The following is a 23,225-nucleotide window of genomic DNA, read 5'->3' as shown; positions in this document are numbered from 1 at the left end:
CTTGTTTCAGGAACTTTTAAAGTAAGAATGACAAAACATTATTGCTATATATTGTCAAATAAAAATAGAACCGTTTTGTATATAGGTTATACAGATAATTTGAAACGACGATTAAGTCAGCATGCCAAAGGAAATGGAGCAGTATTTACAAAAAAGTATAGCGTAATAGAATTGATTTATTTTGAAACTTTTAATTCCATAAAGGAAGCTAAAAATAGGGAAAAGCAATTAAAGAATTGGCATAAAGAATGGAAGTGGAATCTTGTAAAAGAAACCAATCCGAACTTAGAAACAGTAATTATAAACTAAAAGACCCTGAAATAAATTCAGGGTTGCTTAACAAGTTAAGCATGAAAAAAGTACTATTTATAGACCGAGACGGCACATTGGTTTTAGAGCCACCAGTAGATTACCAATTGGATAGTTTGGAAAAGCTGGAATTTTATCCTAAGGTGTTTCAATATATGGCAAAGATTGCTGCTGAATTGGATTTTGAACTTGTTATGGTGACCAATCAAGACGGGCTGGGAACCGATTCGTTTCGGGAAGACACCTTTTGGCCGGCACAAAATAAAATCATCAATGCGTTTAAGAAGGAAGGCGTTGAGTTTTCTGAAATCTTCATTGACAAAACGTTTCCGCATGAAAATGCGCCGACAAGGAAACCCAGAACCGGATTGCTGACTAAATATTTTTCAGAGGAATACGATTTAAAAAATTCGTTTGTTTTGGGCGACCGAATTACCGACATGGAGTTGGCCAAAAACTTGGGCGCTAAAGGAATCTATCTATCTGAAGATCCAGAATTGGGTGCCGATGAAATAGAAACAGATAAGCAAGACATTCTAAATTGTATCGCTTTGACCAGCACGGATTGGCAAGAAATTTACGAGTTTTTAAAACTTAACGATAGAGTTGCAGAAATTACCCGTAATACCAACGAAACCCAAATTTATATCAAATTGAATTTAGATGGTTCGGGAAAGAATGATATCGATACCGGATTATCATTCTTCGACCACATGCTTGATCAAATTGGTAGACATGGCGCAATGGACTTGACTATTAAAGTGAATGGGGACTTAGAGGTAGACGAACACCACACTATTGAAGATACCATGATTGCTTTGGGCGAATTGTTCAACAAAGCTTTAGGAAATAAATTAGGAATTGAACGTTACGGATTCTGTTTGCCAATGGACGATTGCTTGGCGCAAGTGGCGGTAGATTTTGGAGGAAGAAATTGGTTGGAATGGGATGCCGAATTTAAGCGCGAAAAAATTGGTGATATGCCCACAGAAATGTTTTTCCATTTGTTTAAATCGTTTACCGATGGTGCCAAGTGTAATTTAAATATAAAAGCAGAGGGCGTAAATGAGCACCATAAAATTGAAGGCATTTTTAAAGCTTTTGCCAAAGCCATGAAAATGGCGGTAAAACGCGATGCTAACAAAATGTTTTTGCCATCAACAAAAGGGATGCTGTAATATTTATTTGCTTTTGTACAGTCAACAAACAGCAACAAACAACTAGCAACCAACAACAAATAGAAATGAAATTAGTAATTATTGATTACGGAGCGGGAAACATCAAAAGTATTCAATTCGCTTTTAGACGATTGGGGGTTGATGCGATATTATCCAACAACCCTGAAGAAATAAAATCGGCCGATAAAGTCATTTTTCCAGGTGTGGGCGAGGCCAGTTCGGCTATGAAAATGCTAAAGGAAAGTGGGTTAGATTCACTTATTCCTACCTTAAAACAGCCTGTTTTGGGTATTTGTTTGGGCATGCAATTGTTGTGTAAACATACCGAAGAGGGCAACACTGTTGGGTTGGGTATTTTTCAAACGAACGTGAAACGTTTTTCAAACAACGTAAAAGTGCCTCAAATGGGATGGAACGTGATTAAAGAATTAAAAACCGATTTATTTAAAGGTATCAACGAAAATGAATATATGTATTTGGTGCACAGTTACTACGCAGAGCACTGCGATGAGTCTATCGCCAAAACCGATTATGGTATCAATTATGCGTCGGCATTACAACACAATAATTTTTATGGCGTACAATTCCACCCAGAAAAAAGTGGTAACGAGGGCGCTAAAATATTAAAGAACTTTTTAAAGTTAGATGTTAAAGGTTAAATATTAAAAGTGTAATGAAAAATCAATTAATTGAAAGAACCAAAAGGTTTGCTTTAGATTGTTGGACGTTTTGTTTCAAAGTTCCAAAATCGAGAGAGTATAATGCTTTTGTCAATCAATTAATTAGGAGTTCGAGTTCGGTTGGTGCCAATTATCGTGCATCGCAAAGAGCAAAGTCAACGGCAGATTTTATCAATAAGCTAAAAATCGTAGAAGAAGAAGCTGACGAAAGCGTTTATTGGTTAGAAATTTTTGAAGAGATTTTACCAGAACATAAAACTGAAATTTTAAAACTGATAGGTGAAGGTAAAGAACTTCTAGCCATTACCGTTGCTTCAATAAATACGGCAAAGAAAAATCAAAAGAATTAGGAGGTGACTTCTAACTTTTAATATCAAATATTTAATATTAACAATGAGAATCATACCAGCCATCGATATAATTGACGGGAAATGTGTCCGACTTACAAAAGGTGATTACGACACCAAAAAAGTATATAACGAAAATCCGTTGGAAGTCGCCAAAATGTTCGAAGGGGCGGGCATTCAATATTTACATTTAGTGGATTTGGATGGCGCTAAGGCGCAACATATTGTCAATTACAAAGTGTTAGAACAAATTGCCACAAAAACCAAATTGAAAATTGATTTTGGTGGAGGTTTAAAATCGAACGAAGATTTACATATCGCTTTCAATTCTGGTGCTCGGCAGATTACCGGAGGAAGTATTGCTGTTAAGGACGCCAAAACTTTTGAAGGTTGGATAAACAAATATGGCAGCGAGAAAATTATACTCGGAGCCGATTGCAATAATGGGAAAATAGCCATTAGCGGCTGGCAGGAAGAAAGTTCGTTGGAGTTGATTCCGTTTATAAAAGGTTATCAGAAAAAAGGTGTTCAATACGTTATTTGCACCGATATCGCTAAAGACGGTATGCTTCAGGGGCCATCGGTTGATTTGTACAGACAAATCATTTCAGAATGCAGTAACTCGAGCAAACAATCTATAAAATTAATTGCTTCCGGAGGAATTTCACATATTGATGAATTGCCTGTTTTAAAGGAATTGGGTTGCGAAGGTGTGATTATCGGTAAAGCGATTTACGAAAATAAAATCAGTTTACAACAATTAGAAAAATTTGTTTAAATGACTTGTTTTTCTATTTCCACGAAGGTGGAAATCCAATGAAAAAAATGATGAGATTTTCCAGCGTAGCGGAAATTATAAAAAGAATTTTGAATGCTTACAAAACGAATTATTCCCTGTTTGGATATTAAAAACGGACGAACCGTTAAAGGAGTGAACTTTGTGGATTTACGCGATGCCGGCGACCCAGTAGAGTTGGCTAAGCAGTATGCTGAAGTGGGTGCCGACGAATTGGTGTTTTTAGACATTTCTGCGACTATTGAGGGGCGTGCCACGACTTTAGATATGGTTTTACGTGTTGCAGAGCAAGTAAATATTCCTTTTACTGTTGGTGGCGGTATATCAAGCGTGGAGCACGTTGACGATTTGTTACAGTGCGGTGCTGATAAGGTGTCCGTCAACTCTTCGGTAGTAAAACGTCCGGAATTGGTTAATGAACTAGCTGATAAATTTGGGAGCCAATGCGTAGTGGTGGCTATTGATGCTAAACAAATTGATGGCAACTGGAAGGTACATTTGGCAGGAGGAACCATTCCCACCGAAATCGATTTGTTCGAATGGGCAAAAGAAGTTGAAGAACGTGGCGCTGGTGAAATTTTATTTACTAGTATGGATCATGATGGTACAAAAAACGGATTTGCCAATAAGGCCTTGGCTAAATTGTCCACCGAATTAAATATTCCTATTATTGCATCAGGTGGTGCAGGAAATGTACAGCATTTTGCCGATACATTTATTGAAGGAAAAGCTGATGCCGCTTTGGCCGCCAGTGTTTTTCATTTTGGTGAAATTCCCATCCCAGAATTAAAAAAAGAGTTGAAAAAACATAATATTGAAGTGCGTTTATAACTTCACTTCATAGAGAAACGTCGAACTAATCTCTTAAAAAGAACGGCAAAAGATAATTATGACTATAAAATACGATGCTCACGGTTTAGTACCTGCTATTATTCAGGATGCTTCAACAAAAAACGTTTTGATGTTGGGCTACATGAATGAGGAGGCTTATCAAAAAACATTGGAAACCCAAAAGGTGACTTTTTACAGCAGAAGTAAAAAACGTCTTTGGACCAAAGGTGAAGAAAGCGGAAACTTTTTAAATCTTGTAGATATAAAAAACGACTGCGATAACGATACCCTTCTGGTTCAAGTAAATCCAGCTGGGCCTACTTGCCATAAAGGTACCGGTAATTGTTGGGGAGAAGACAATAAACCTTCCTACGGGTTCTTTTCAACTTTAGAGGATGTGATTGCAGAACGCGTAGCCAATAAAGATACCAACAAATCTTATGTGGCAAGTTTGTTTTCAAAAGGCATCAATAAAGTGGCTCAAAAAGTAGGCGAGGAAGCTGTGGAAACGGTGATTGAAGCCATGGATAATAATGACGAGTTGTTTCTTTACGAATCGGCCGATTTATTATTTCACTATTTAATGTTGCTTCAGGCCAAAGGGTTTACCTTAAAGGATATTGAAAACGAACTAAAAGGAAGGCACAAGTAAAACCGTTGTTCCGTTTTGAATAAAAAGTTCTTCTACTTAATCAAGATCCAGTATCTGGGCTATCGTTTTCATGGGTGGCAAAAACAGCCCGATGTAAAAACATTGCATCTTATGGTAGATCGTACCATGAATTATGTTCTTGAAGGCAAACCTTTTAAAACACTAACTTCAGGCAGGACTGATGCTATGGTTTCGGCAGAGCAGGCGGCCTTCGAATTGTTTTTGCAAGAACCGATAGAAGACCAAGAATACTTCCTGAAATGGTTTAATTACAATCTACCGCAAGATATTCGGGCCTTGAGTATTGAAGAGGTCGATAAGAAATTCAATATCATCAACCACTCTAAAGTAAAGGAATACCTGTATTTGTTTACTCATGGTGAAAAATGTCACCCGTTTTGTGCGCCAATAATGGCTACCATTTTAGATGAATTGGATGTCGATATAATGAAACAGGGAGCCAAGTTATTTGAAGGTGAACATTATCTTAAATCTTATTGCTACAAGCCTTCGGAAACCGGTGTTTATAACCGAACAATATTAACCTGCGAAATTCTAGAAAACACCTTGTACACCGCTAACTATTTTCCTGAAAAATCGTATTTACTTCGCGTTAGGGGAAAAGGGTTTATGCGAAACCAAATTCGGTTAATGATGGGTACGCTTATCGATTTGGGCAAGGGCAAATTAACCTTATATGATATCAAGACAAGTTTACTGCCAGGTAGCACTGTAAAAATGAATTATATCGCCCCCGCTTCGGGGTTGATTTTGAATAAAATCGATTTCGAATAAAGCATTTTTTCTGCTTAAAAACTTTAACAATTCCATTTTTCGTTAACATAAAATTAAGTTAATGCGGTTTTTCATTGGTTAAATCCTGTTAAACCGCTTGACTTAGCGTTTTCATTTTTCATAGTTTGGTAAGAGTTAAATCTAAGATAAGAGTTAAATCTAAAAAGAAAAACGATTATGAATTATTTGAATATGAAAGATGAGGATGTTTTAAAAGTGGTTATGGAACTGAATATTCTATTGGCCGATTACCATGTTTATTATCAAAAATTAAGAAGCAACCATTGGAACATCCTAGGGAAAAACTTTTTCGATTTGCATGTTAAGTTTGAAGAATTGTACAACGATGCCAAAGTGAAAATCGATGAAATTGCCGAACGAATTTTAACCTTGCGATATCACCCGATGAGCAAACTGGAGGATTACTTGAAGGCATCGTCAATTAAAGAAGAAGACACCCTAAAATCGGACACAGAAATGATTTCAGAAACTTTAAAAGACCATAAAAAACTACTTGCTCAAATGTCCAAAGTAGTCGAGGTGGCCAACAAAGCTTCAGATGAAGGTACAGTAGATTTGATTGGTGCTTACATCCGGGAGCTGGAAAAATACAGCTGGATGCTTGATGCCTGGAACAAAGACACCTCTGCCAATTTAAAGAAAAAAGTGGTCGAAATGTCGTAATCAAAAAACAGGTAAATACATACGCCATATTAAATGCGTTCGAAGTTATTTCAAATAGGGTAACCTAAAACTCTAAATACGCGTATATTAATCAAGTAACTTTTAAATCCAATAATTATGAAAAATACAGTAATAAGTTTAGCATTTTTATTTGCATTGTCAACTGTTTTTATGGGTTGTAGAGACGAAAAGAAAACAGCAGATGAAAAAATTGAAAATGCCATTGAGGAAGTGCAGACCGAAGTTGAAGAAAATGCAGAAGAGGTTTCAGATGATGTTGAAGACGCCCTAGAGGATGTCGAGGACGAAATTGAAGAGGCCAAAGAAGAGTCTGAAAAGTAAAATTTCAGAACATAAAATTTAATGTTTAATTCTAAAAAAAAAATAACAATGAAATATTTAGCATATATAATGGCCATGTTCGTTTTTACCACGACGTGGGCCCAGGAAACCCCAAAAGAAGTAAAACAGGAAACCCAAGTTAAAACCGTAAAATATGATGACGGAGAGGCAACTACTGAGAAGAAGGTAAAAGTTGTAACACGCGAAACAGCCGATGTGAAACTTGATAAAAAAGATAAAGAGAAAGTCAATCAACAACGTGTGAAATCAACTAAAAAGGTTGAAAAAATGCTTATGGTAGATGATGATAATGATGCAGAATTTGATTTACTGACCAAAACCACACATTTTGTAAATGACAATGGTCAATACAAATTCACACCAACAAATCGTGGTTTCGATATAGCTTTTGATAATGATAACAATCAGTTTGTAGAAATAGGAAGCGCATGGACAACCCAATCTGGAGGCAACTACATTATAAGTGGTGAAGTGCAAAATGGTATAGGGTATTTCAATAAAAACGGTGATTTTGTAATTGAATATTACGATGAAACGTCCAACCAAATAAAAACAAAAATTTATACGAAGGGTAGCCTTTAATCAAGTAAACACAATATAAAAAAGAAAAGTCTCGACTAGGTCGGGACTTTTCGTATTTTAGTACAATTAAAAATATTGTTATGAGTGTTGTAATTTCAAAGTCGGTTTTCACCTTTTTAAATAAATTAGAAAAAAACAACAATCGGGAGTGGTTCAATGAAAATAAGGCTGAATTCAAATCGATTGAAAAAGAGGTAAAGGCCTTTTACAATGCCATTTTTGAAAACCTGAACAAACATGACGACATCGATAAACTCAAAATATTTAGAATTTACAGAGATGTTCGTTTTTCAAAAAACAAGTTACCTTATAAAACACATTTCGGAGGTTCGTTCCACCGGACAAAACCAAAATTGCGAGGTGGTTACTATCTGCATATCCAACCCAATAACGAGAGTTTTTTGGCCACTGGGTTTTGGGAGCCTGCTAAAGAGGATTTGCTTCGTATCCGGAAGGAATTTGAAATGGACGATGCCGAAATCCGCGATATTTTAGCGAATAAAAAATTCAACAGCGTTTGGGGCAATAGCTTTGTGGGCGACGAGGTTAAAACCGCACCCAAAGGTTTCAGTAAAGAACATCCCGCTATCGATTTAATCAAGAAAAAACAATACATCTTTACCAAAAAATACACCGATAAGGAAGTTATGGATTCCGGGTTTTTAAACGAAGTGGACACTTCGTTTAAAGCCGTGCGTCCTTTTTTTGATTACATGAGCGATATACTCACTACCGATTTAAACGGTGTGTCTACTATATAATATTGGTAATGACATATTTCGTTTGGTTAAACTCAAAGCTGTCCTTTTTAGATTTGTTTTTCAGCAATTGACCAATGGGCGAACTTAAAGAAATGGCGTAATAAACCTCGTTACCCAATTCAATTTTTCCAATACTTGTAGAGAGGAAAAAATTCATTTGTTTGGTTTTAACAATACTGCCTAGTGCCGCGTAGGTTGTACTTACGTTGAGCTTAATTTGTTTTAAAAATGCTTTAGCTTGTTGTGCATCGTTTAAATAACCCATGTTTTTTTCGAGGTCGTTTAACAGCTTGCCATTGCCAGAGTCGTCGTCTTCAGAATCGCCTTTGTCGTTACTTTCAATAGATTCTTTTATTAAATTAATCTCTTCTTTGTAATCGTTAATGCGTTTGTCTATCCGCTCGTTACAAATTTGCAGAAGCTGATGTTTTGTGGTCATTTAAATGCTAAACGGCTTTTAAATATTCCGGCTTTTCAAACAATTGGATTTGGCTTAAAAGCCGTTCCTTGACGATGTTCATCATACGTTTGTTCAGGGCCGATGAGTTTTCAATGTAAACCAAATATTCTTCAACGGTAAATTGCCCAATGACCATTCCTTTCAATGAGTTTCTAAACTTCATGTCTTTTTGGATGGCATTTTCAATGTAGAGTTGTCGCTTTTCCAAAGACAAATCATAAAAAACCGATTTGTGCTTAGCGACGTAATTTCTGAAAACTTCAATGAATAAATCGTTCTGGAATTTAATGACAGGGCGTAAAACGAGATTCTGAAAGCGCTCGTCGCTGCTCATATTGTCGTTAATGGTGTTGCTTAAAATTTCTGGACGAATACTTTTAATTTGGGATTGTCGAGTGTTCATTTTAGAAGTTTTGATTAAAGTTAAATATTATAAAAGCCTATTTGGGCATCGTATTTTATTATTATCAACCAGTTTATTAACAATTCTATTTTTCTACTTTTACTCAACCTTACAAAACCTATTGATAACATGAAGTTTGGAAGCGTTGAACATCCAGAACAAATCGATTTTACTTTACCGAAGGACCACAAGGAAACCAAGAGGGTTTTAAATAAAGTGAAGGATGATAATGTGCCTGAAATTTATGTAGGTTGCGCTAAGTGGAACCGTGCCGACTTAAAAGGATTTTATCCGCGCGGAACTAAGGATGAGTTGGGGTATTACTCGTCGCAATTCAATGCTATTGAGCTCAATGCCACGTTTTACAGGATTTTCCCTGCGGAACAATTTTCCACTTGGTACGACAAAACACCAGAGGGTTTTAAATTTTTCCCTAAGCTGAATCAGGAAATTAGCCATTGGAAACGATTGAACGATACCAAGGAGGTGGTTGAAAATTACCTTTACAATGCCTCCAACCTAAAGGAGAAACTGGGTACCGTTTTTTTGCAAATGCACAATAATTTTGCGCCAAAGGATTTTAATAGGGTGGTGAACTTTGTAGAAAATTGGCCAGAAGAAATGTCATTGGCTATTGAATTTAGGCACACCGATTGGTACAACGACGATAAGGTTGCAGAGGATTTATATCAGCTTTTGGAAAGCCATAATATTTCAAATGTGATTGTCGATACTGCAGGCCGTCGCGATTTAATGCACATGCGGCTTACCAATCCAACGGCTTTTGTGCGCTACGTAGGAGCGAATCATCCCACAGACTACAGTAGGCTGGATGATTGGGTAGAGCGGTTAAAAACTTGGAAAGCACAAGGCATTAAGGAAATTGATTTTTTCATCCATCAAAATATTGAAAAGGAATCGCCTTTGCTTTCGGCATATTTTATAAAAAGGTTGAATGACGAATTGGGATATCAGTTAAAAGTCCCAAACGAAAAAGAGCAACAAGAATTATTTTAAATACAGTATAATAAACACATGAGATTTCATACCAGAAAATGGGTTAAACCCGAAGATTTAAACGCCAATGGTACTTTATTTGGCGGCCGATTATTGGAGTGGATAGACGAAGAAGCCGCTTTGTACACCATCATCCAGTTGGAAAACCAAAAAGTGGTGACCAAATTTATGAGTGAAATTGACTTTAAAGCCTCCGCAAAACAAGGCGATATTGTTGAAATTGGGATTGAAGTAGTGAAATTCGGAAAAGCCTCTTTGGTGTTGAGCTCTGAAGTAAGAAACAAAATGACCCACGAAACGATTATTACCATATCAAATATCGTGATGGTGAATTTGGGGGAAGACGGTAAGGCCAAACCACACGGAAAAACCAAAGTGGAATACGTATCTGACCGACTGAACTAAGCGCTTTAAAATTTATAACCATATAGCAGTTCCGTTAAAAAATTATTGATTATTTCTAAATCCATTAATAATTATTTAAAAACAATTGATATTGGGGGTTAATTTCAGCAAGATGTTTAAAAAACAAACAGTTTTTCGTAAATTTGCAGGCATTTTAGCGTTTTCATCAAAGCCCAAAAGTATATTCTTTTAAGACATAAAAATTAAATAAAACATAATATGAGTAAGACGTTGTTCGACAAAGTGTGGGATTCACATGTTGTTAGAAAAATAGAGGATGGTCCGGATGTATTTTTTATCGACCGCCATTTTATCCATGAAGTTACTAGTCCTGTGGCTTTTGTAGGTTTAAAAAGCAGAGGGATTGGAGTGATGTATCCCGAAAAAACTTTTGCTACTGCAGACCACAACACACCAACTTGGAACCAGCATTTACCAGTTGCCGATCCACTTTCGGCCAATCAGCTTGAGGCTTTGGCTAACAATGCAGCTGAGTATGGTATTTCGCATTGGGGGTTAGGGCATAGAAACAATGGTATTGTTCATATTGTAGGACCTGAAAATGGTATTACTTTACCAGGATCAACTATTGTTTGTGGTGATTCGCATACTTCAACACACGGTGCTTTTGGTGCTATTGCATTTGGTATCGGTACATCGGAAGTAGAAATGGTGTTGTCAACCCAATGCATCATGCAGCCTAAACCTAAAAAGATGCGTATTAACGTAAACGGAAAGTTAGGTTTTGGTGTTACTCCAAAAGATGTGGCGCTTTACATTATTGCACAACAAACCACATCTGGTGCAACAGGTTATTTTGTTGAATATGCTGGAGATGTGTTTGAAGATATGTCTATGGAAGGCCGTATGACGGTTTGTAACCTTTCTATTGAAATGGGTGCCCGTGGCGGAATGATTGCTCCAGACGAGAAAACGTTTGAGTATATTAAAGGTAGAAAGCACACACCAAAAGGTGCCGATTGGGATAAAGCTATGGAATATTGGCAAACCCTTTACACTGAAGAAGGTGCTGAATTCGACGCAGAGTTCAACTATGACGCTGCCGATATTGAGCCTATGATTACCTACGGAACCAATCCAGGTATGGGCTTAGGTGTTACTAATTCAATCCCAAAGGCCGAAGAGGTTGAAGGTAATGTAAATACCTATAAAAAATCTTTAGGTTACATGAAATTTAATGAAGGCGATAGCATGATAGGGAAACCTGTTGATTACGTCTTCTTAGGATCATGTACCAACGGACGAATTGAAGACTTTAGAGCGTTTTGTTCTATTGTAGAAGGACGTAAAAAAGCCGACAATATTACGGCTTGGTTGGTGCCTGGATCTCACAAAGTAGTCGATCAAATAAAAGCAGAAGGTTTAGATAAAATATTGGAAGCCGCTGGTTTTGTATTAAGAGAGCCAGGGTGTTCGGCTTGTTTAGCTATGAACGACGATAAGGTGCCAGCAGGAAAACTAGCAGTATCAACATCAAACCGTAATTTTGAAGGGCGTCAAGGACCAGGTTCCAGAACACTATTGGCATCTCCACTTGTAGCTGCGGCTACGGCTGTTGAAGGTGTGGTAACAGACCCAAGAACGTTATTAGAATTAGTTTAAAATTAAAAAGAATTACTGCCAAAAATTAATTGGCAGACTGAATACTAAACATTATGGCTTACGATAAATTTGAAGTATTAACCAGTACAGCGTATCCTTTACCGATAGAAAACGTAGATACCGATCAAATTATTCCAGCGCGTTTCCTTAAAGCAACAGAGCGTAAAGGATTTGGAGATAACTTTTTCCGCGATTGGAGATACGATTCAGAAGGGAATCCCATTGCAGATTTTCCTTTAAACGATTCAAAATACGAAGGTTCAAAAATATTAGTTGGAGGCAAGAACTTTGGTTCAGGTTCTTCAAGAGAGCACGCCGCATGGTCGGTTTACGACTTTGGTTTGCGTTGTGTAATTTCATCGGCATTTGCAGATATCTTTAAAAACAACTGTTTAAATATTGGTGTATTGCCAGTTCAGGTTTCAGCAGAATTTGCTCAAAAGTTGTTTGATGCTATTGAGGCCGATCCTAAAACCGAAATTAAAGTAGACCTGCCAAACCAAACCGTAACTTTACTGGCTACTGGCGAATCAGAATCATTCGATATCAATGGTTACAAAAAAGGAAATATGTTAAATGGTTTCGATGATATCGACTATTTGCAAAACATGAAAGAAGACATTGCTTCTTTTGGCGAAACCAGACCTTTTTAAACTAAACCATTAATAAAGCCTATTCATTTTCAATGAAGAAAATTGAGATTATGGACACGACACTGCGCGATGGTGAGCAAACCTCGGGCGTGTCGTTTTCTGCTTCAGAAAAACTAACCATAGCAAAACTTTTACTAGAAGAATTAAAAGTTGATCGTATTGAAATTGCCTCGGCACGCGTGTCCGAAGGCGAATTTCAGGCGGTAAAAGATGTGACGCGATGGGCTTCTGAAAATGGTTTTATTGAAAAAGTTGAAGTCTTAACTTTTGTTGATAAAGGGGTTTCCATAAATTGGATGATTGAGGCGGGAGCAAAGGTTCAAAATTTGCTCACAAAAGGTTCATTAAATCATTTAACCCATCAGCTTAAAAAAACTCCAGAACAGCACTTTAAGGAAATAGAAGATACCATTGCTTTAGCAACTTCAAAAGGTATTGAAACCAATATCTATTTAGAAGATTGGAGTAACGGTATGCGTAATTCTAAAGATTATGTTTTTCAGTTTTTGGAGTTTTTAGGATCGCAAGATGTAAAGCGCATCATGCTTCCTGATACCTTAGGCGTTTTAACACCCAATGAATCCTTTGCTTTTGTAAAGGAAATAAAGGATAAATACCCGAATTTACATTTTGATTTCCACGCGCATAACGATTACGATTTAGGGGTAGCCAACGCCATTGAAGCCGTAAAAGGTGGTGCGGATGGTTTACACCTCACTATAAACGGTATGGGTGAACGTGCTGGTAACGCCCCCATGGCTAGTACCATTGCCGTTATTAACGATTTTATGCCTAGTGTTAAAATTGGAGTAAATGAAAAAGTACTTTACACAGTAAGCAAGCTTGTAGAGAACTTTTCGGGAATCACGATTCCGGCTAACAAACCTATTATTGGAGCCAATGTGTTCACCCAAACAGCGGGTATACATGCCGATGGCGACAATAAAAAGAACTTGTACTTTAGTGACTTAATGCCTGAGCGTTTTGGACGTACCAGAAAATACGCTTTGGGCAAGGCTTCGGGAAAAGCCAATATCCAAAAGAATTTACAGGAATTGGGGCTTCAGTTAAACGACGAAGACCTGAAAAAAGTAACCCAACGTATTATCGAGTTGGGCGATAAAAAACAAGTGGTTACCAAGGAAGACTTGCCGTATATCATTTCCGATGTTTTGGATTACGATTACGAAGAAAAAGTAACGGTAAACACGTATGTATTGAACCACGCCAAAGGCTTAAAACCTTCAACCACGGTGTCTTTAACTATTGAAAACGACACTTTTGAAGAAATAGCTCAGGGCGACGGACAATTTGATGCCTTTATGAATGCCATCAGAAGCATTTTCAAAAAACAAAAACGAGGTATTTTGCCCGATTTGATTGATTATGCGGTGCGTATTCCTCCCGGAAGCCGTTCGGATGCTTTATGTGAAACCATCATTACTTGGAAAAGCCCCGAAAAGGAATTTAAAACCCGTGGTTTGGATTCCGATCAAACGGTATCGGCTATAAAAGCCACCGAAAAAATGCTGAACATTATTATTAATTAAGATCTATAAATACAAACACATGAAATTTAACATAGCCCTTTTAGCCGGAGACGGTATAGGACCAGAAGTGATAGACCAAGCGGTAAAAGTAAGTGATGCCGTGGCTAAAAAATTCGGACACGAAATTACCTGGAAACCAGCCTTAACTGGAGCTGCAGCCATCGATGCCGTTGGTGAGCCTTATCCAGATGAAACGCACGAAATCTGTGCTTCATCTGATGCGGTGTTATTCGGTGCCATTGGTCACCCAAAGTTCGATAACGATCCTTCTGCACCTGTACGCCCAGAGCAAGGTTTGTTAAAAATGCGTAAAAAATTGGGCTTGTTCGCCAATGTGCGTCCAACGTTCGTATTTCCTTCATTATTGGATAAATCGCCTTTAAAGAAAGAGCGTATTGAAGGAACCGATTTAGTATTTTTCCGTGAATTGACTTCTGGTGTTTACTTTGGTGAAAAAGGAAGAAAAGATGACGGTAACACCGCTTACGATACCAACGTTTACACTAAAGAAGAAGTGACGCGTTTGGCTCGTAAAGGTTTTGAGGCTGCCATGCAACGTTCTAAAAAATTATGTTGTGTTGATAAAGCCAACGTTATGGAAACCTCTCGTTTGTGGAGAGAAACTGTTCAAGGTATGGAGAAGGAATACCCAGAAGTAGAAGTGAGCTATGAGTTTGTTGATGCCGTAGCGATGCGTTTGGTTCAATGGCCAAAAGATTACGATGTATTGATTACCGAAAACTTATTTGGAGATGTATTGACCGATGAAGCTTCTGTAATCTCTGGTTCTATGGGATTAATGCCATCGGCGTCTTTAGGAACAAGCGTTTCGTTGTTCGAGCCTATCCACGGATCGTATCCACAAGCGGCTGGAAAAAACATTGCAAACCCAATGGCGACTGTATTATCGGCTGCTATGATGTTCGAAAACTTCGGATTGACAGAAGAAGGTAAAGTGATTCGTGAGGCCGTAAATAAAGCTTTGGCCGAAGGCGTTGTAACTGAAGATTTAGCTGAAGGCGGAAAGGCCTACGGAACTAAAGAAGTAGGGGATTGGTTAGCTGCTAATATCTAATAAATTGAGGAGTTAATTATATTTCATTAAAAAAGGTTCGATGTAAAAATCGAACCTTTTTTGTTTTACTTAAAAAGGAGCCTTTCCATATTTTTACCCTTCGATAATATCTTTATACTCTTCAAAAAACACTTCAAACAAAGTCATTTTTTCATTGAAGAACTCCATAACATCGCGCCACGAATTTTTGTTATGGATGGACACTTTCTGTTCCAAAGGCACGTAAATTCGTGAAATTTCTTTATGGTTTTCAAGAATATATTCTTCTTCGAAAATGGCATCGGGCAGATATTCTTCGGTTAGTATCGATTTCAAGGCCAGTAGTTTTTCCCAATAGTTTATACGGTTCTCCAAATCGTCTTCTAAATCGAGCGCTACCAATGCTTTTTTTGTATCGAAATGAAACTTAAAACTCAAACCTTTCAATTTGGTATCGTATAAGATCCACTTCCGTGGAAACGATTTTCCAAAGCTGGTCCAAAACTCCTGTCGTAATAATCTCGATTCTTCTTTACTGAACATTTAAAAATACTTTTTCATTTTTGCTTCTCCTCAAAAAAAGTTTCTCGCAAAGGCGCTAAGTCGCAAAGTAAAACGGCTTACTTCTCAAGGTTAAAAAGCTTGGCGTCTCTGCGCCTTTGCGAGAAAACAATTTATACGAGCTTGTTCTCAAATCAAATACGCAATACCAACTCCCAAGACAATAGCAATAAATTTTGATAAATTAAATTTATGTCCGTCGCTACTTTCAAACAAAATGGTGGTAGAAATATGGAAAAATATTCCAATAACCAAGGCATTTATGGCATGCGAATACTCGGCAATGGCTGTTGATTCATGCGAAATCCATGTGCCTAACGGCGTCATTAAAGCAAAAATACCCAGAAACAAAGCCATTTGTAATTTGCTATAATTGCTCTGAATTAAAAAGAGTGTAATTATAAGCGCAATGGGAATCTTATGTACCAAAACACCGTAAACCATATCGTTATGGTCGTGAATAGAAAAGCCTTCCAAAAAACTGTGAATGCACAAACTAATAAACAACAACCACGGAAAAGTAGCTTCGTTTTTATGAATATGAACATGCCCGTGTTCAGCACCTTTTGAAAAAAGCTCTAATATAATTTGCAATAATATACCGCACATTATAAGTACTCCGGTAAACTTTGGTGCTAAATGGTGGTACACTTCGGGCAGCAATTCAAAAAGGGTGAGTGCCAATAAAAACGCCCCACTGAAGGAGAGTAATAATTTGGTGTTCCAAGATTTTTGCTTTTTAGCAATTGTGGCCAGAAAAAAGCCCAAAATCACTGCCAATATGGGAAAAAGAAATTTATTCATTTAATTGTATTCTATTCACAACAGTAAAAATACTCTGATGCCGATTATCGGCTGGCTTACTTAAAAATCATCACCAAGCGTTCGGAAGTTTTAGGGCTAAATTTTCTCAATTTATAATCGCCAAAAACATCCAATAAATAAACACCTGCCTGTTCAAAAAGCTGTTCGAAATCCTGTAAAGTAAACGCGCGCACCCGCTCCTGAAAATGGTAATCCTTATCGCCAACCCCAAACCGAATGTCCTTTATAATATAATCGCCGTCAACATAACGCTTTAATCGGAACTCAATATCATCAACCACTTTGGTTTCTTCGGGTACCAAATGGTCTATAACATATTCACTGTTCATAAAATCGATTACCGCAAAACCACGCTCGTTCAAATTGGCCTTAATCGCCTTAATGGTTTTTAGGTTATCGGCATCGTCCTCAAAATACCCAAAACTGGTAAACAGGTTGAATACGGCATCAAACTGCTTTCGGTAGGGCAGGCACATATCGTGCACATCAAAATGCAAGCGGTGGTTTTTAAATTTTTTGGCAAAGGCAATACTATTTTCGCTCAAGTCAACGCCCGTAACGTCGTAACCAATTTTGTTTAAATAACGGGCGTGGCGGCCCTTTCCGCAGGCCAAATCCAAAATAGTGCCGTTCTCAGGAATGTTTAAATAATCGGTAAGGGTGTCCATAAAGGCATGGGCCTCGGTCGCATCCCGATCTTTGTATAAAATATGGTAGTAAGGCGTGTCAAACCACGACGTAAACCATGTAGATGTATTATTGGTCATAAAATTTTTTTGGGGTTCCCCTCTCGGGTCAGGCTTTCCGCTATATCTTTTTAAAATATAAAAAGGATGCCGCTGCAATCCTTAACCCATTATCTGCTTTTGCTAGTGTTTAACCGCAAAATTACATTATTTTTGCAAGGAATCAGACTAAAAAAATGGAAGAAAATTTCAGCATGGTCGCCAAAACCTTATTTGGCTTTGAAGATTTATTGGAAAACGAATTAAGGCAGCTCGGCGCGCAAAGCATAAAAAAAGGGGTGCGCAATGTCTCTTTTGTGGGCGACAAAGGGTTTATGTACAAAGCCAATTTGGGGCTGCGCACGGCCATAAAAATATTAAAGCCCATTCACAGTTTTAACGTCAACAACGAAAAGGATCTTTACAATAAAATCTACGCCATGGATTGGAGCAAATACCTAAAACCAAACGGCAGTTTGGCGGTTGATGCTACCATCCATTCACATTTGTTTTCGCATTCGCTCTTTATTGCCCAAAAAACAAAGGATGCCATTGTTGATAAATTTCGTGATACCGATGGGCAGCGTCCCGATGTCGATTTGAAATTCCCGGATTTAAAAATCAACGTGCATGTCGACCGGAACCGCTGTACCGTGTCGTTAGATGCTTCAGGCGATTCGCTGCACAAGCGCGGTTACAAAACCGCTACCAATATTGCTCCGATTAACGAAGTGCTCGCTGCCGGAATGATTATGCTTTCGGGATGGGATGGCCAAAGTGATTTTATGGACCCCATGTGTGGTAGTGGTACCATTTTGATTGAGGCCGCCATGATAGCCTGTAATATTCCGCCAAACTTGATGAGAAACGAGTTTGCTTTTGAGCGTTGGCCAGATTGGGATGTCGACCTCTTTGAAAAAATTGAGGAATCGTTATTGAACAAAACCCGAGATTTCCATCATAAAATTATTGGTTACGACAAAGCTCCAAGTGCCGTATTAAAAGCTAGAGACAATGTTAAAAACGCCCAGTTGGAGGATTTTATTGAAATAAAGCACGAAGATTTTTTCAAAACGCAAAAGCCGGGCGAGAACAAATTACACATGGTATTTAATCCGCCATATGGTGAGCGTTTAAATATCGATATGGAGCAATTCTATGCAGAGATAGGCGATGCCTTAAAACAAAACTACCCCGGCACCGATGCTTGGTTTATTACCAGCAACCTCGATGCTTTAAAACATGTGGGCTTGCGGCCTTCCAAGAAAATACAGCTTTACAACGCCAAATTGGAATCACGTTTAGTAAAATATGTGATGTACGAGGGGAGTAAGAAGCAAAAGTATAGGAAGTGATTTCCCCTTTTTTTAAAAAAGCACATATTGAGATGCAACATCTAAAACAACCTGCCATAAATAAAAAGGAATCCAACCGTAAAGTAACCATTGGCCAAGCCTTTAAAACCATTATTTGGCCACGACGCAACCTAGTTTTTATTGGCTTAATTCTTATCGTAATAAGAAGTTTAGCGGGGTTGATATTACCGTGGCAGAGTAAAGTGTTGTTGGACGAGGTTGTGCCCAGCAAAGATTTAAGCAAGGTCTATGCTTTGGTAGCCATCGTGCTATCGGCTATTTTGGTGCAGGCCGTCACCTCCTTTGCGCTAACCCGCATTTTAAGTGTACAGGCGCAATATTTAATAAGCGAGTTGCGTGCCCAAGTTCAGAAAAAAGTACTGTCGTTGCCCATCAGTTTTTTCGATAATAACAAATCCGGGGCACTGGTTTCCCGAATTATGAGCGACGTGGAAGGTGTCCGGAATTTAATCGGTACAGGCTTAGTGCAATTGGTTGGTGGCTCTTTTACGGCCATCGTTTCATTGGTGATTCTCATTAAACTCAATGCGTGGATGACCCTTTTCGTGTTCGTGCCAATATCCATTTTTGGGTACATCGCTTTGCGGGCGTTTAAGTATATCCGACCAATTTTTAGAAAACGGGGAAAAATAAATGCCGAAGTAAAAGGCCGACTCACCGAAACCTTGGCAGGCGTTCGCGTTATTAAAGCCTTTAATGCCGAAAACCAAGAAAATGAAGTGTTTGAAAAAGGGGTGAATAAACTTTATCAAAATGTGAAAAAGAGTTTAACGGCCACGGCTTTAATGACGAGCTCGTCCACTTTTTTAATTGGTGTTGCTACTACGGGTATAATGGGCATTGGTGGTTATTACATGATGCAAGCTGAAATGACCACCGGTGATTTCCTGTTTTTCACCTTAATACTGGGGTTTATGATTGCACCCATTGTACAAATGAGCAATATTGGAAGTCAGCTCACCGAGGCCTTAGCGGGATTGGACCGCACGGAAGAACTCATGAACATGGCTGCCGAGGCCGACAATGAAGACCGGAATATTATTTTGAAAAATTTAGAGGGGCACATCGAATTCAAAGAGGTTTACTTTGCTTATGCAACCGACAAAGACGTCATTCATAATATTAGCTTTAAAGCACCTGCAGGTTCGGTAACGGCTTTGGTGGGTAGTTCAGGTTCCGGGAAATCGACCATAGCAAGCTTATCGGCAACGTTTTTAAATCCGCGTTCAGGAACCATTACTATTGATGGCAATGACCTTTCGAAAGTAAATTTAGAGAGCTATAGGCAATATTTGGGCGTTGTGCTTCAGGACGAATTTTTATTTGAAGGCACCATTCGAGAAAACATCATGTTTCCGAAACCCAGCGCTTCAGAAGAAGAACTTCAAAACGCCGTTAAAGCAGCTTTTGTAAACGAATTTACCAATCGTTTTGAAAACGGACTGGAAACCTTAATTGGTGAACGTGGCGTAAAACTTTCTGGTGGGCAGCGCCAACGATTGGCTATTGCCAGAGCTATTCTGGCCAATCCGAAAATCATCATTTTGGATGAAGCCACTTCAAATTTAGACACCGAAAGCGAAGCGCTAATTCAAAAAAGTTTGGGTGAATTGGTTAAAAACAGAACCACTATTGTTATTGCCCACCGATTGAGCACCATCCGTAAGGCCGACCAAATTCTGGTAGTGGAAGCGGGCCGTATTGTGGAACGTGGCACCCACGAAGAACTGATAAAATTAAATGGCAGGTATTACGATTTATACACCTATCAAGCAAAAATTTAACCACGGGTTTTTACCACATAACTTAACTATCATCGATTTACTAATAGGGTTGGTCTTGTTTTTTTGTTTTAGTTGAGAATTAATGTTAAATTTTAATGTACTCCCTTTTTTCGATAGTACCACGAAGCGTTTATTTTCGTATTGAATCTTCATTTGAAAAACGCTTTCAGAATGAAATCATTTAGCCCTAATTGCCAACAGCTAAACTCTTAGCGTTGGGTTGTTCTAGGAAATTAATTGAATTTGGCAATTAAATATTTAAATCTGTCAATCCCAAAATTTCAAAATTAATATTGTGAGTTAGTATCAGCAATATTAGTAGCGTGGAGTAAAGCCATTTTAGATTAAAATTTAGCCATGCGGGGCTTTGTTTATTTCGTTCTTTTCATTTTGATGTCCAATACCCATATTCTCAGTGCCCAAATTAAAAAAGAGAATTTTAAATTTGGATTATCATACGGCAGCGGTACGCAAAATAGGTACCCGTATAAGCTTAGTGACCACATGCATACCGTTAATTTTTACAAAGCGCAGTTAAACTATCGGTTAAAACAAAAACGGAAATGGGCATATGAGATTAATTTGGAGCCCAGTTTTAATGTGGTTCGTCATCAATTGATAGATGCATCGGTTATAAATGCTAAAGACGGTGACAATTATTTAGATTTAAGGGAACGCTATGCCCAAAAGCAAGACTTAAAAGAGTATGTTTTAAACATTGGTATTATAATGAGATATTATATTAGTAAAGACCTGAGTTCTTATGCGATTGGAAGTGTGGGGCCAATGATTGGCAATAGGGCAACCGAAAGACTGGCGAAAGGCTTTGCGTTTTCCGATATTTTTGGACTTGGTTTGTCGTTTCAAATTGGAAAAACGACCTTTGATTTTCGGTATTCGATGAGACATACGTCCAATTTAAATTTTAAAATGCCAAACAAAGGGCATAATACAATGAATATGGAATACGCGGTATTGTTCCAACTTTAGAGCTAATTACTTAAAACGACCCCAGATAAAAAATCGATTAAAATTTAAATAGATGAAAATTACAGATATTGATAAAAATGAATATGCTGATTTTTACAGCGACTACTTGAACTTAGTGCCTAAACGAACTACTTTGCAAGATGGATTTAAAGAAGGGTTGGTTAGTGTGTCCGACTTTTTTGAAAATATTCCAGCCATCAAACTGAATCATGCTTATGCCCATGAAAAGTGGAGCGTGAAAGAAGTATTTCAGCATCTAATTGACACCGAACGTGTGTTTCAATACCGTTGCTTTTGTATTGCCAGACAGGACAAAACAGCTTTGCCAGGATTTGAACAAAACGACTACATAGCCCCATCTATGGCAAAACACAAAAGTGTAAAAGCCTTAATTGAAGAATTTAAAAGTGTTCGCCATAGCTTTATCAACTTATTGAATTCTTTAAGTGATGAAGATTTAAAACATATTGGTAATGCCAATTCCAATCCCATGTCGGCCAGAGCCGCTGCATTTGTGGTGATGGGGCATTATCTCTGGCATATTGACATTATAAAAGAGCGCTATCTATAACTTCACTCAATTGTAAAAACTTTGGCCATGTTACACTAGTTTGCTTGCAGGCTTTTGCTTTTTCAAGAATACAAATACCAAAAGCGATAACATACCAAACACCGAAAAGCCCATAAATAACGGCAGTACGGAAGATTGCACAAAGCCACCAATATAATTGGCTATAGGTACGGCAAGCACGGTAGATAGAAACCCGTTAATCGCTGCGCCAATACCAGCAATGTGCCCTAGTGGCTGCATGGCCAAGGCACGTAAATTTCCAAAAAGGAAGCCCACTGCAAAAAATTGAAGCGCAAAAAAGCCCAGCAATATGTAAATGCTCGGGTTGTTTCCAGACCAAAACAAAATCACGTAAAGTACCGAAATAAAGGCATAAGCAATACAAGCCATAAAAGCCATGCGCATCATGCCAAATCTAACCACCAATCGGCTATTTAAAAAGGTGGCCAAACCTATTGAAATTGCCAAGCTGGCAAATATATAAGGGAACATTTCGGCAAGGTTGTATTGCACTTGGAATATTTGCTGTGAGGTGCTTAAATATACCATAAATGAGCCTGTAATAAATCCTGAAATTAGGGTAAAAGCAATGGCATCGGTATTTTTAAAAAACTCCTTGGTACCGTTAACGAACAAACTGGACGAGAAGCGGATGCGTTTTTCTTTTTCTAGGGTCTCCGGCTGTCTTGACCAAAACCAAAACATAATGAGTACCCCAAAAATAAGGTTGAAGTAGAATACTGATGTCCAATCGAAAAATTGCATTAAAAACTGTCCTAAAGTAGGGGCTATAACCGGTACCAAAAGAAAAAACATCACAATAATCGAAATGATTTTAGCCATGTAATCGCCGCTAAATTCATCCCTAACCATAGAAATACTAATGGTTCTTGCCGAAGCCAATCCAAAACCTTGCAAGGTTCTACCCAAAATCATCATCTCAAAACTTTCGGTGCTTACACAAATAATGCTGGCAAAAATAAAAATAACAAACCCTGTGTATACCAATGGTTTTCTTCCAAAGCTATCCGATAGCGGGCCTAAGATCAATTGACCAAAACCGATCCCCAAAAAAATCATGGTAATCAGTAATTGGTTGTCGTCAGACGAGGTAACTCCTAAAGAAGCCCCAATCTCTGGCAAAGCAGGTAAAAGGGCGTCGATGGACAGCGCTACAATAGACATGAGCGAAGCCATTAGGGCAATAAATTCAAACTTTAAATGTTGGGGTTTTTGCATGCCGCAAAATT

At 38.1% G+C, this 23,225-nt stretch carries 28 protein-coding genes; 22 read left to right on the top strand and 6 right to left on the bottom strand.

Features of this window, described 5'->3' with window-relative positions:
- Positions 1-27: 27 nt before the first annotated feature.
- The 12 genes from HC176_RS06425 to HC176_RS06370 all read left to right on the top strand — a co-directional run bounded on the left by HC176_RS06425 (position 28) and on the right by HC176_RS06370 (position 7,978).
- Positions 28-309 carry a GIY-YIG nuclease family protein gene (locus tag HC176_RS06425; protein ID WP_167917368.1) on the top strand — a complete coding sequence of 94 codons (282 nt, stop codon included), beginning with the start codon at positions 28-30 and terminating at the stop codon, positions 307-309.
- 41 nt (positions 310-350) lie between these two features.
- Positions 351-1,487, top strand: coding sequence for a bifunctional histidinol-phosphatase/imidazoleglycerol-phosphate dehydratase HisB (gene hisB, locus HC176_RS06420; RefSeq protein WP_167917367.1), 1,137 nt, complete (start codon positions 351-353; stop codon positions 1,485-1,487).
- Between the two features lie 65 nt (positions 1,488-1,552).
- Positions 1,553-2,146 carry an imidazole glycerol phosphate synthase subunit HisH gene (hisH, locus tag HC176_RS06415; RefSeq protein ID WP_167917366.1) on the top strand — a complete coding sequence of 198 codons (594 nt, stop codon included), beginning with the start codon at positions 1,553-1,555 and terminating at the stop codon, positions 2,144-2,146.
- 14 nt (positions 2,147-2,160) lie between these two features.
- Positions 2,161-2,517, top strand: a complete 357-nt coding sequence (locus HC176_RS06410; RefSeq protein ID WP_167917365.1) for a four helix bundle protein — start codon at positions 2,161-2,163, stop codon at positions 2,515-2,517.
- A 43-nt stretch (positions 2,518-2,560) separates the two neighbouring features.
- The gene (hisA, locus tag HC176_RS06405) at positions 2,561-3,292 is read left to right on the top strand and encodes a 1-(5-phosphoribosyl)-5-[(5-phosphoribosylamino)methylideneamino]imidazole-4-carboxamide isomerase (protein WP_167917364.1); all 732 of its coding nucleotides are present in this window, start codon (positions 2,561-2,563) and stop codon (positions 3,290-3,292) included.
- Between the two features lie 93 nt (positions 3,293-3,385).
- Positions 3,386-4,141 (top strand): imidazole glycerol phosphate synthase subunit HisF, encoded by a 756-nt coding sequence (hisF, locus tag HC176_RS06400; RefSeq protein ID WP_167917363.1) that lies wholly within the window; start codon positions 3,386-3,388, stop codon positions 4,139-4,141.
- 55 nt (positions 4,142-4,196) lie between these two features.
- On the top strand, positions 4,197-4,793 hold the full coding sequence (hisIE, locus tag HC176_RS06395; protein ID WP_425338196.1) for a bifunctional phosphoribosyl-AMP cyclohydrolase/phosphoribosyl-ATP diphosphatase HisIE: 597 nt from the start codon (positions 4,197-4,199) through the stop codon (positions 4,791-4,793).
- A 15-nt stretch (positions 4,794-4,808) separates the two neighbouring features.
- Entirely contained in the window at positions 4,809-5,588 is a 780-nt protein-coding gene (locus tag HC176_RS06390; protein WP_167917361.1) for a tRNA pseudouridine synthase A, read from the top strand.
- Between the two features lie 177 nt (positions 5,589-5,765).
- Entirely contained in the window at positions 5,766-6,272 is a 507-nt protein-coding gene (locus tag HC176_RS06385) for a Dps family protein (RefSeq protein WP_167917360.1), read from the top strand.
- A gap of 117 nt (positions 6,273-6,389) precedes the next feature.
- Positions 6,390-6,614, top strand: coding sequence for a hypothetical protein (locus HC176_RS06380; protein WP_167917359.1), 225 nt, complete (start codon positions 6,390-6,392; stop codon positions 6,612-6,614).
- 48 nt (positions 6,615-6,662) lie between these two features.
- Positions 6,663-7,217 carry a hypothetical protein gene (locus tag HC176_RS06375; protein WP_167917358.1) on the top strand — a complete coding sequence of 185 codons (555 nt, stop codon included), beginning with the start codon at positions 6,663-6,665 and terminating at the stop codon, positions 7,215-7,217.
- Positions 7,218-7,297: 80 nt separating this feature from the next.
- On the top strand, positions 7,298-7,978 hold the full coding sequence (locus HC176_RS06370) for a DUF2461 domain-containing protein (RefSeq protein ID WP_167917357.1): 681 nt from the start codon (positions 7,298-7,300) through the stop codon (positions 7,976-7,978).
- On the opposite strand, the gene HC176_RS06365 is transcribed toward HC176_RS06370, so the two are convergent.
- Both HC176_RS06365 and HC176_RS06360 read right to left on the bottom strand, forming a co-directional pair.
- Positions 7,971-8,417: a transcription elongation factor gene (locus HC176_RS06365; RefSeq protein WP_167917356.1), complete on the bottom strand. Its 447-nt coding sequence runs from the start codon at positions 8,415-8,417 to the stop codon at positions 7,971-7,973. The genes HC176_RS06370 and HC176_RS06365 overlap by 8 nt on opposite strands.
- Before the next feature lie 7 nt (positions 8,418-8,424).
- Positions 8,425-8,841, bottom strand: a complete 417-nt coding sequence (locus HC176_RS06360; protein ID WP_167917355.1) for a glyoxalase — start codon at positions 8,839-8,841, stop codon at positions 8,425-8,427.
- Between the two features lie 129 nt (positions 8,842-8,970).
- Between HC176_RS06360 and HC176_RS06355 the strand changes: the two genes are divergently transcribed.
- From HC176_RS06355 to leuB, 6 genes are all read left to right on the top strand, one after another.
- A complete protein-coding gene (locus HC176_RS06355) occupies positions 8,971-9,858 on the top strand; it encodes a DUF72 domain-containing protein (RefSeq protein WP_167917354.1) in 888 nt (295 codons plus the stop codon).
- An 18-nt stretch (positions 9,859-9,876) separates the two neighbouring features.
- Positions 9,877-10,263, top strand: a complete 387-nt coding sequence (locus HC176_RS06350; RefSeq protein ID WP_167917353.1) for an acyl-CoA thioesterase — start codon at positions 9,877-9,879, stop codon at positions 10,261-10,263.
- A gap of 219 nt (positions 10,264-10,482) precedes the next feature.
- On the top strand, positions 10,483-11,886 hold the full coding sequence (leuC, locus tag HC176_RS06345; RefSeq protein ID WP_167917352.1) for a 3-isopropylmalate dehydratase large subunit: 1,404 nt from the start codon (positions 10,483-10,485) through the stop codon (positions 11,884-11,886).
- A gap of 53 nt (positions 11,887-11,939) precedes the next feature.
- Positions 11,940-12,539 (top strand): 3-isopropylmalate dehydratase small subunit, encoded by a 600-nt coding sequence (gene leuD / locus HC176_RS06340; protein ID WP_167917351.1) that lies wholly within the window; start codon positions 11,940-11,942, stop codon positions 12,537-12,539.
- 32 nt (positions 12,540-12,571) lie between these two features.
- Positions 12,572-14,089, top strand: coding sequence for an alpha-isopropylmalate synthase regulatory domain-containing protein (locus HC176_RS06335; RefSeq protein WP_167917350.1), 1,518 nt, complete (start codon positions 12,572-12,574; stop codon positions 14,087-14,089).
- 19 nt (positions 14,090-14,108) lie between these two features.
- Positions 14,109-15,164 carry a 3-isopropylmalate dehydrogenase gene (gene leuB / locus HC176_RS06330; RefSeq protein WP_167917349.1) on the top strand — a complete coding sequence of 352 codons (1,056 nt, stop codon included), beginning with the start codon at positions 14,109-14,111 and terminating at the stop codon, positions 15,162-15,164.
- Positions 15,165-15,257: 93 nt separating this feature from the next.
- Here leuB and HC176_RS06325 read toward each other — a convergent pair whose 3' ends face one another.
- From HC176_RS06325 to HC176_RS06315, 3 genes are all read right to left on the bottom strand, one after another.
- On the bottom strand, positions 15,258-15,686 hold the full coding sequence (locus HC176_RS06325) for a DUF4268 domain-containing protein (protein ID WP_167917348.1): 429 nt from the start codon (positions 15,684-15,686) through the stop codon (positions 15,258-15,260).
- A gap of 147 nt (positions 15,687-15,833) precedes the next feature.
- Entirely contained in the window at positions 15,834-16,508 is a 675-nt protein-coding gene (locus HC176_RS06320; RefSeq protein WP_167917347.1) for a ZIP family metal transporter, read from the bottom strand.
- Positions 16,509-16,564: 56 nt separating this feature from the next.
- Entirely contained in the window at positions 16,565-17,296 is a 732-nt protein-coding gene (locus HC176_RS06315) for a class I SAM-dependent methyltransferase (protein WP_167917346.1), read from the bottom strand.
- 155 nt (positions 17,297-17,451) lie between these two features.
- On the opposite strand from HC176_RS06315, the gene HC176_RS06310 reads away from it, so the two are divergent.
- The 4 genes from HC176_RS06310 to HC176_RS06295 all read left to right on the top strand — a co-directional run bounded on the left by HC176_RS06310 (position 17,452) and on the right by HC176_RS06295 (position 21,975).
- Positions 17,452-18,609 (top strand): THUMP domain-containing class I SAM-dependent RNA methyltransferase, encoded by a 1,158-nt coding sequence (locus tag HC176_RS06310; protein ID WP_167917345.1) that lies wholly within the window; start codon positions 17,452-17,454, stop codon positions 18,607-18,609.
- A 32-nt stretch (positions 18,610-18,641) separates the two neighbouring features.
- Positions 18,642-20,414, top strand: a complete 1,773-nt coding sequence (locus tag HC176_RS06305; RefSeq protein ID WP_167917344.1) for an ABC transporter ATP-binding protein — start codon at positions 18,642-18,644, stop codon at positions 20,412-20,414.
- Between the two features lie 357 nt (positions 20,415-20,771).
- Entirely contained in the window at positions 20,772-21,404 is a 633-nt protein-coding gene (locus HC176_RS06300) for an acyloxyacyl hydrolase (protein WP_167917343.1), read from the top strand.
- A 52-nt stretch (positions 21,405-21,456) separates the two neighbouring features.
- Entirely contained in the window at positions 21,457-21,975 is a 519-nt protein-coding gene (locus tag HC176_RS06295; RefSeq protein WP_167917342.1) for a DinB family protein, read from the top strand.
- A gap of 30 nt (positions 21,976-22,005) precedes the next feature.
- On the opposite strand, the gene HC176_RS06290 is transcribed toward HC176_RS06295, so the two are convergent.
- On the bottom strand, positions 22,006-23,214 hold the full coding sequence (locus HC176_RS06290; protein ID WP_167917341.1) for a multidrug effflux MFS transporter: 1,209 nt from the start codon (positions 23,212-23,214) through the stop codon (positions 22,006-22,008).
- Positions 23,215-23,225 lie beyond the last annotated feature (11 nt).

The organism is Tamlana crocina (assembly GCF_012037625.1).
The sequence above is the reverse complement of the archived record's forward strand: the minus strand, read 5'-3'. Positions and strand labels throughout refer to the sequence as shown.

What these genes read in the sequence shown, in the direction of transcription:
- HC176_RS06380 (WP_167917359.1), top strand. Translation starts at nt 6,390, where the DNA reads ATGAAAAATACAGTAATAAGTTTAGCATTTTTATTTGCATTGTCAACT.
- HC176_RS06425 (WP_167917368.1), top strand. Translation starts at nt 28, where the DNA reads ATGACAAAACATTATTGCTATATATTGTCAAATAAAAATAGAACCGTT.
- HC176_RS06325 (WP_167917348.1), bottom strand. Translation starts at nt 15,686, where the DNA reads ATGTTCAGTAAAGAAGAATCGAGATTATTACGACAGGAGTTTTGGACC.
- leuD (WP_167917351.1), top strand. Translation starts at nt 11,940, where the DNA reads ATGGCTTACGATAAATTTGAAGTATTAACCAGTACAGCGTATCCTTTA.
- HC176_RS06360 (WP_167917355.1), bottom strand. Translation starts at nt 8,841, where the DNA reads ATGAACACTCGACAATCCCAAATTAAAAGTATTCGTCCAGAAATTTTA.
- HC176_RS06300 (WP_167917343.1), top strand. Translation starts at nt 20,772, where the DNA reads ATGCGGGGCTTTGTTTATTTCGTTCTTTTCATTTTGATGTCCAATACC.
- HC176_RS06335 (WP_167917350.1), top strand. Translation starts at nt 12,572, where the DNA reads ATGAAGAAAATTGAGATTATGGACACGACACTGCGCGATGGTGAGCAA.
- hisB (WP_167917367.1), top strand. Translation starts at nt 351, where the DNA reads ATGAAAAAAGTACTATTTATAGACCGAGACGGCACATTGGTTTTAGAG.
- leuB (WP_167917349.1), top strand. Translation starts at nt 14,109, where the DNA reads ATGAAATTTAACATAGCCCTTTTAGCCGGAGACGGTATAGGACCAGAA.
- hisF (WP_167917363.1), top strand. Translation starts at nt 3,386, where the DNA reads ATGCTTACAAAACGAATTATTCCCTGTTTGGATATTAAAAACGGACGA.
- HC176_RS06350 (WP_167917353.1), top strand. Translation starts at nt 9,877, where the DNA reads ATGAGATTTCATACCAGAAAATGGGTTAAACCCGAAGATTTAAACGCC.
- leuC (WP_167917352.1), top strand. Translation starts at nt 10,483, where the DNA reads ATGAGTAAGACGTTGTTCGACAAAGTGTGGGATTCACATGTTGTTAGA.
- HC176_RS06365 (WP_167917356.1), bottom strand. Translation starts at nt 8,417, where the DNA reads ATGACCACAAAACATCAGCTTCTGCAAATTTGTAACGAGCGGATAGAC.
- HC176_RS06315 (WP_167917346.1), bottom strand. Translation starts at nt 17,296, where the DNA reads ATGACCAATAATACATCTACATGGTTTACGTCGTGGTTTGACACGCCT.
- HC176_RS06320 (WP_167917347.1), bottom strand. Translation starts at nt 16,508, where the DNA reads ATGAATAAATTTCTTTTTCCCATATTGGCAGTGATTTTGGGCTTTTTT.
- hisH (WP_167917366.1), top strand. Translation starts at nt 1,553, where the DNA reads ATGAAATTAGTAATTATTGATTACGGAGCGGGAAACATCAAAAGTATT.
- HC176_RS06290 (WP_167917341.1), bottom strand. Translation starts at nt 23,214, where the DNA reads ATGCAAAAACCCCAACATTTAAAGTTTGAATTTATTGCCCTAATGGCT.
- HC176_RS06355 (WP_167917354.1), top strand. Translation starts at nt 8,971, where the DNA reads ATGAAGTTTGGAAGCGTTGAACATCCAGAACAAATCGATTTTACTTTA.
- HC176_RS06370 (WP_167917357.1), top strand. Translation starts at nt 7,298, where the DNA reads ATGAGTGTTGTAATTTCAAAGTCGGTTTTCACCTTTTTAAATAAATTA.
- HC176_RS06385 (WP_167917360.1), top strand. Translation starts at nt 5,766, where the DNA reads ATGAATTATTTGAATATGAAAGATGAGGATGTTTTAAAAGTGGTTATG.
- HC176_RS06305 (WP_167917344.1), top strand. Translation starts at nt 18,642, where the DNA reads ATGCAACATCTAAAACAACCTGCCATAAATAAAAAGGAATCCAACCGT.
- HC176_RS06310 (WP_167917345.1), top strand. Translation starts at nt 17,452, where the DNA reads ATGGAAGAAAATTTCAGCATGGTCGCCAAAACCTTATTTGGCTTTGAA.
- HC176_RS06375 (WP_167917358.1), top strand. Translation starts at nt 6,663, where the DNA reads ATGAAATATTTAGCATATATAATGGCCATGTTCGTTTTTACCACGACG.
- HC176_RS06410 (WP_167917365.1), top strand. Translation starts at nt 2,161, where the DNA reads ATGAAAAATCAATTAATTGAAAGAACCAAAAGGTTTGCTTTAGATTGT.
- HC176_RS06295 (WP_167917342.1), top strand. Translation starts at nt 21,457, where the DNA reads ATGAAAATTACAGATATTGATAAAAATGAATATGCTGATTTTTACAGC.
- hisA (WP_167917364.1), top strand. Translation starts at nt 2,561, where the DNA reads ATGAGAATCATACCAGCCATCGATATAATTGACGGGAAATGTGTCCGA.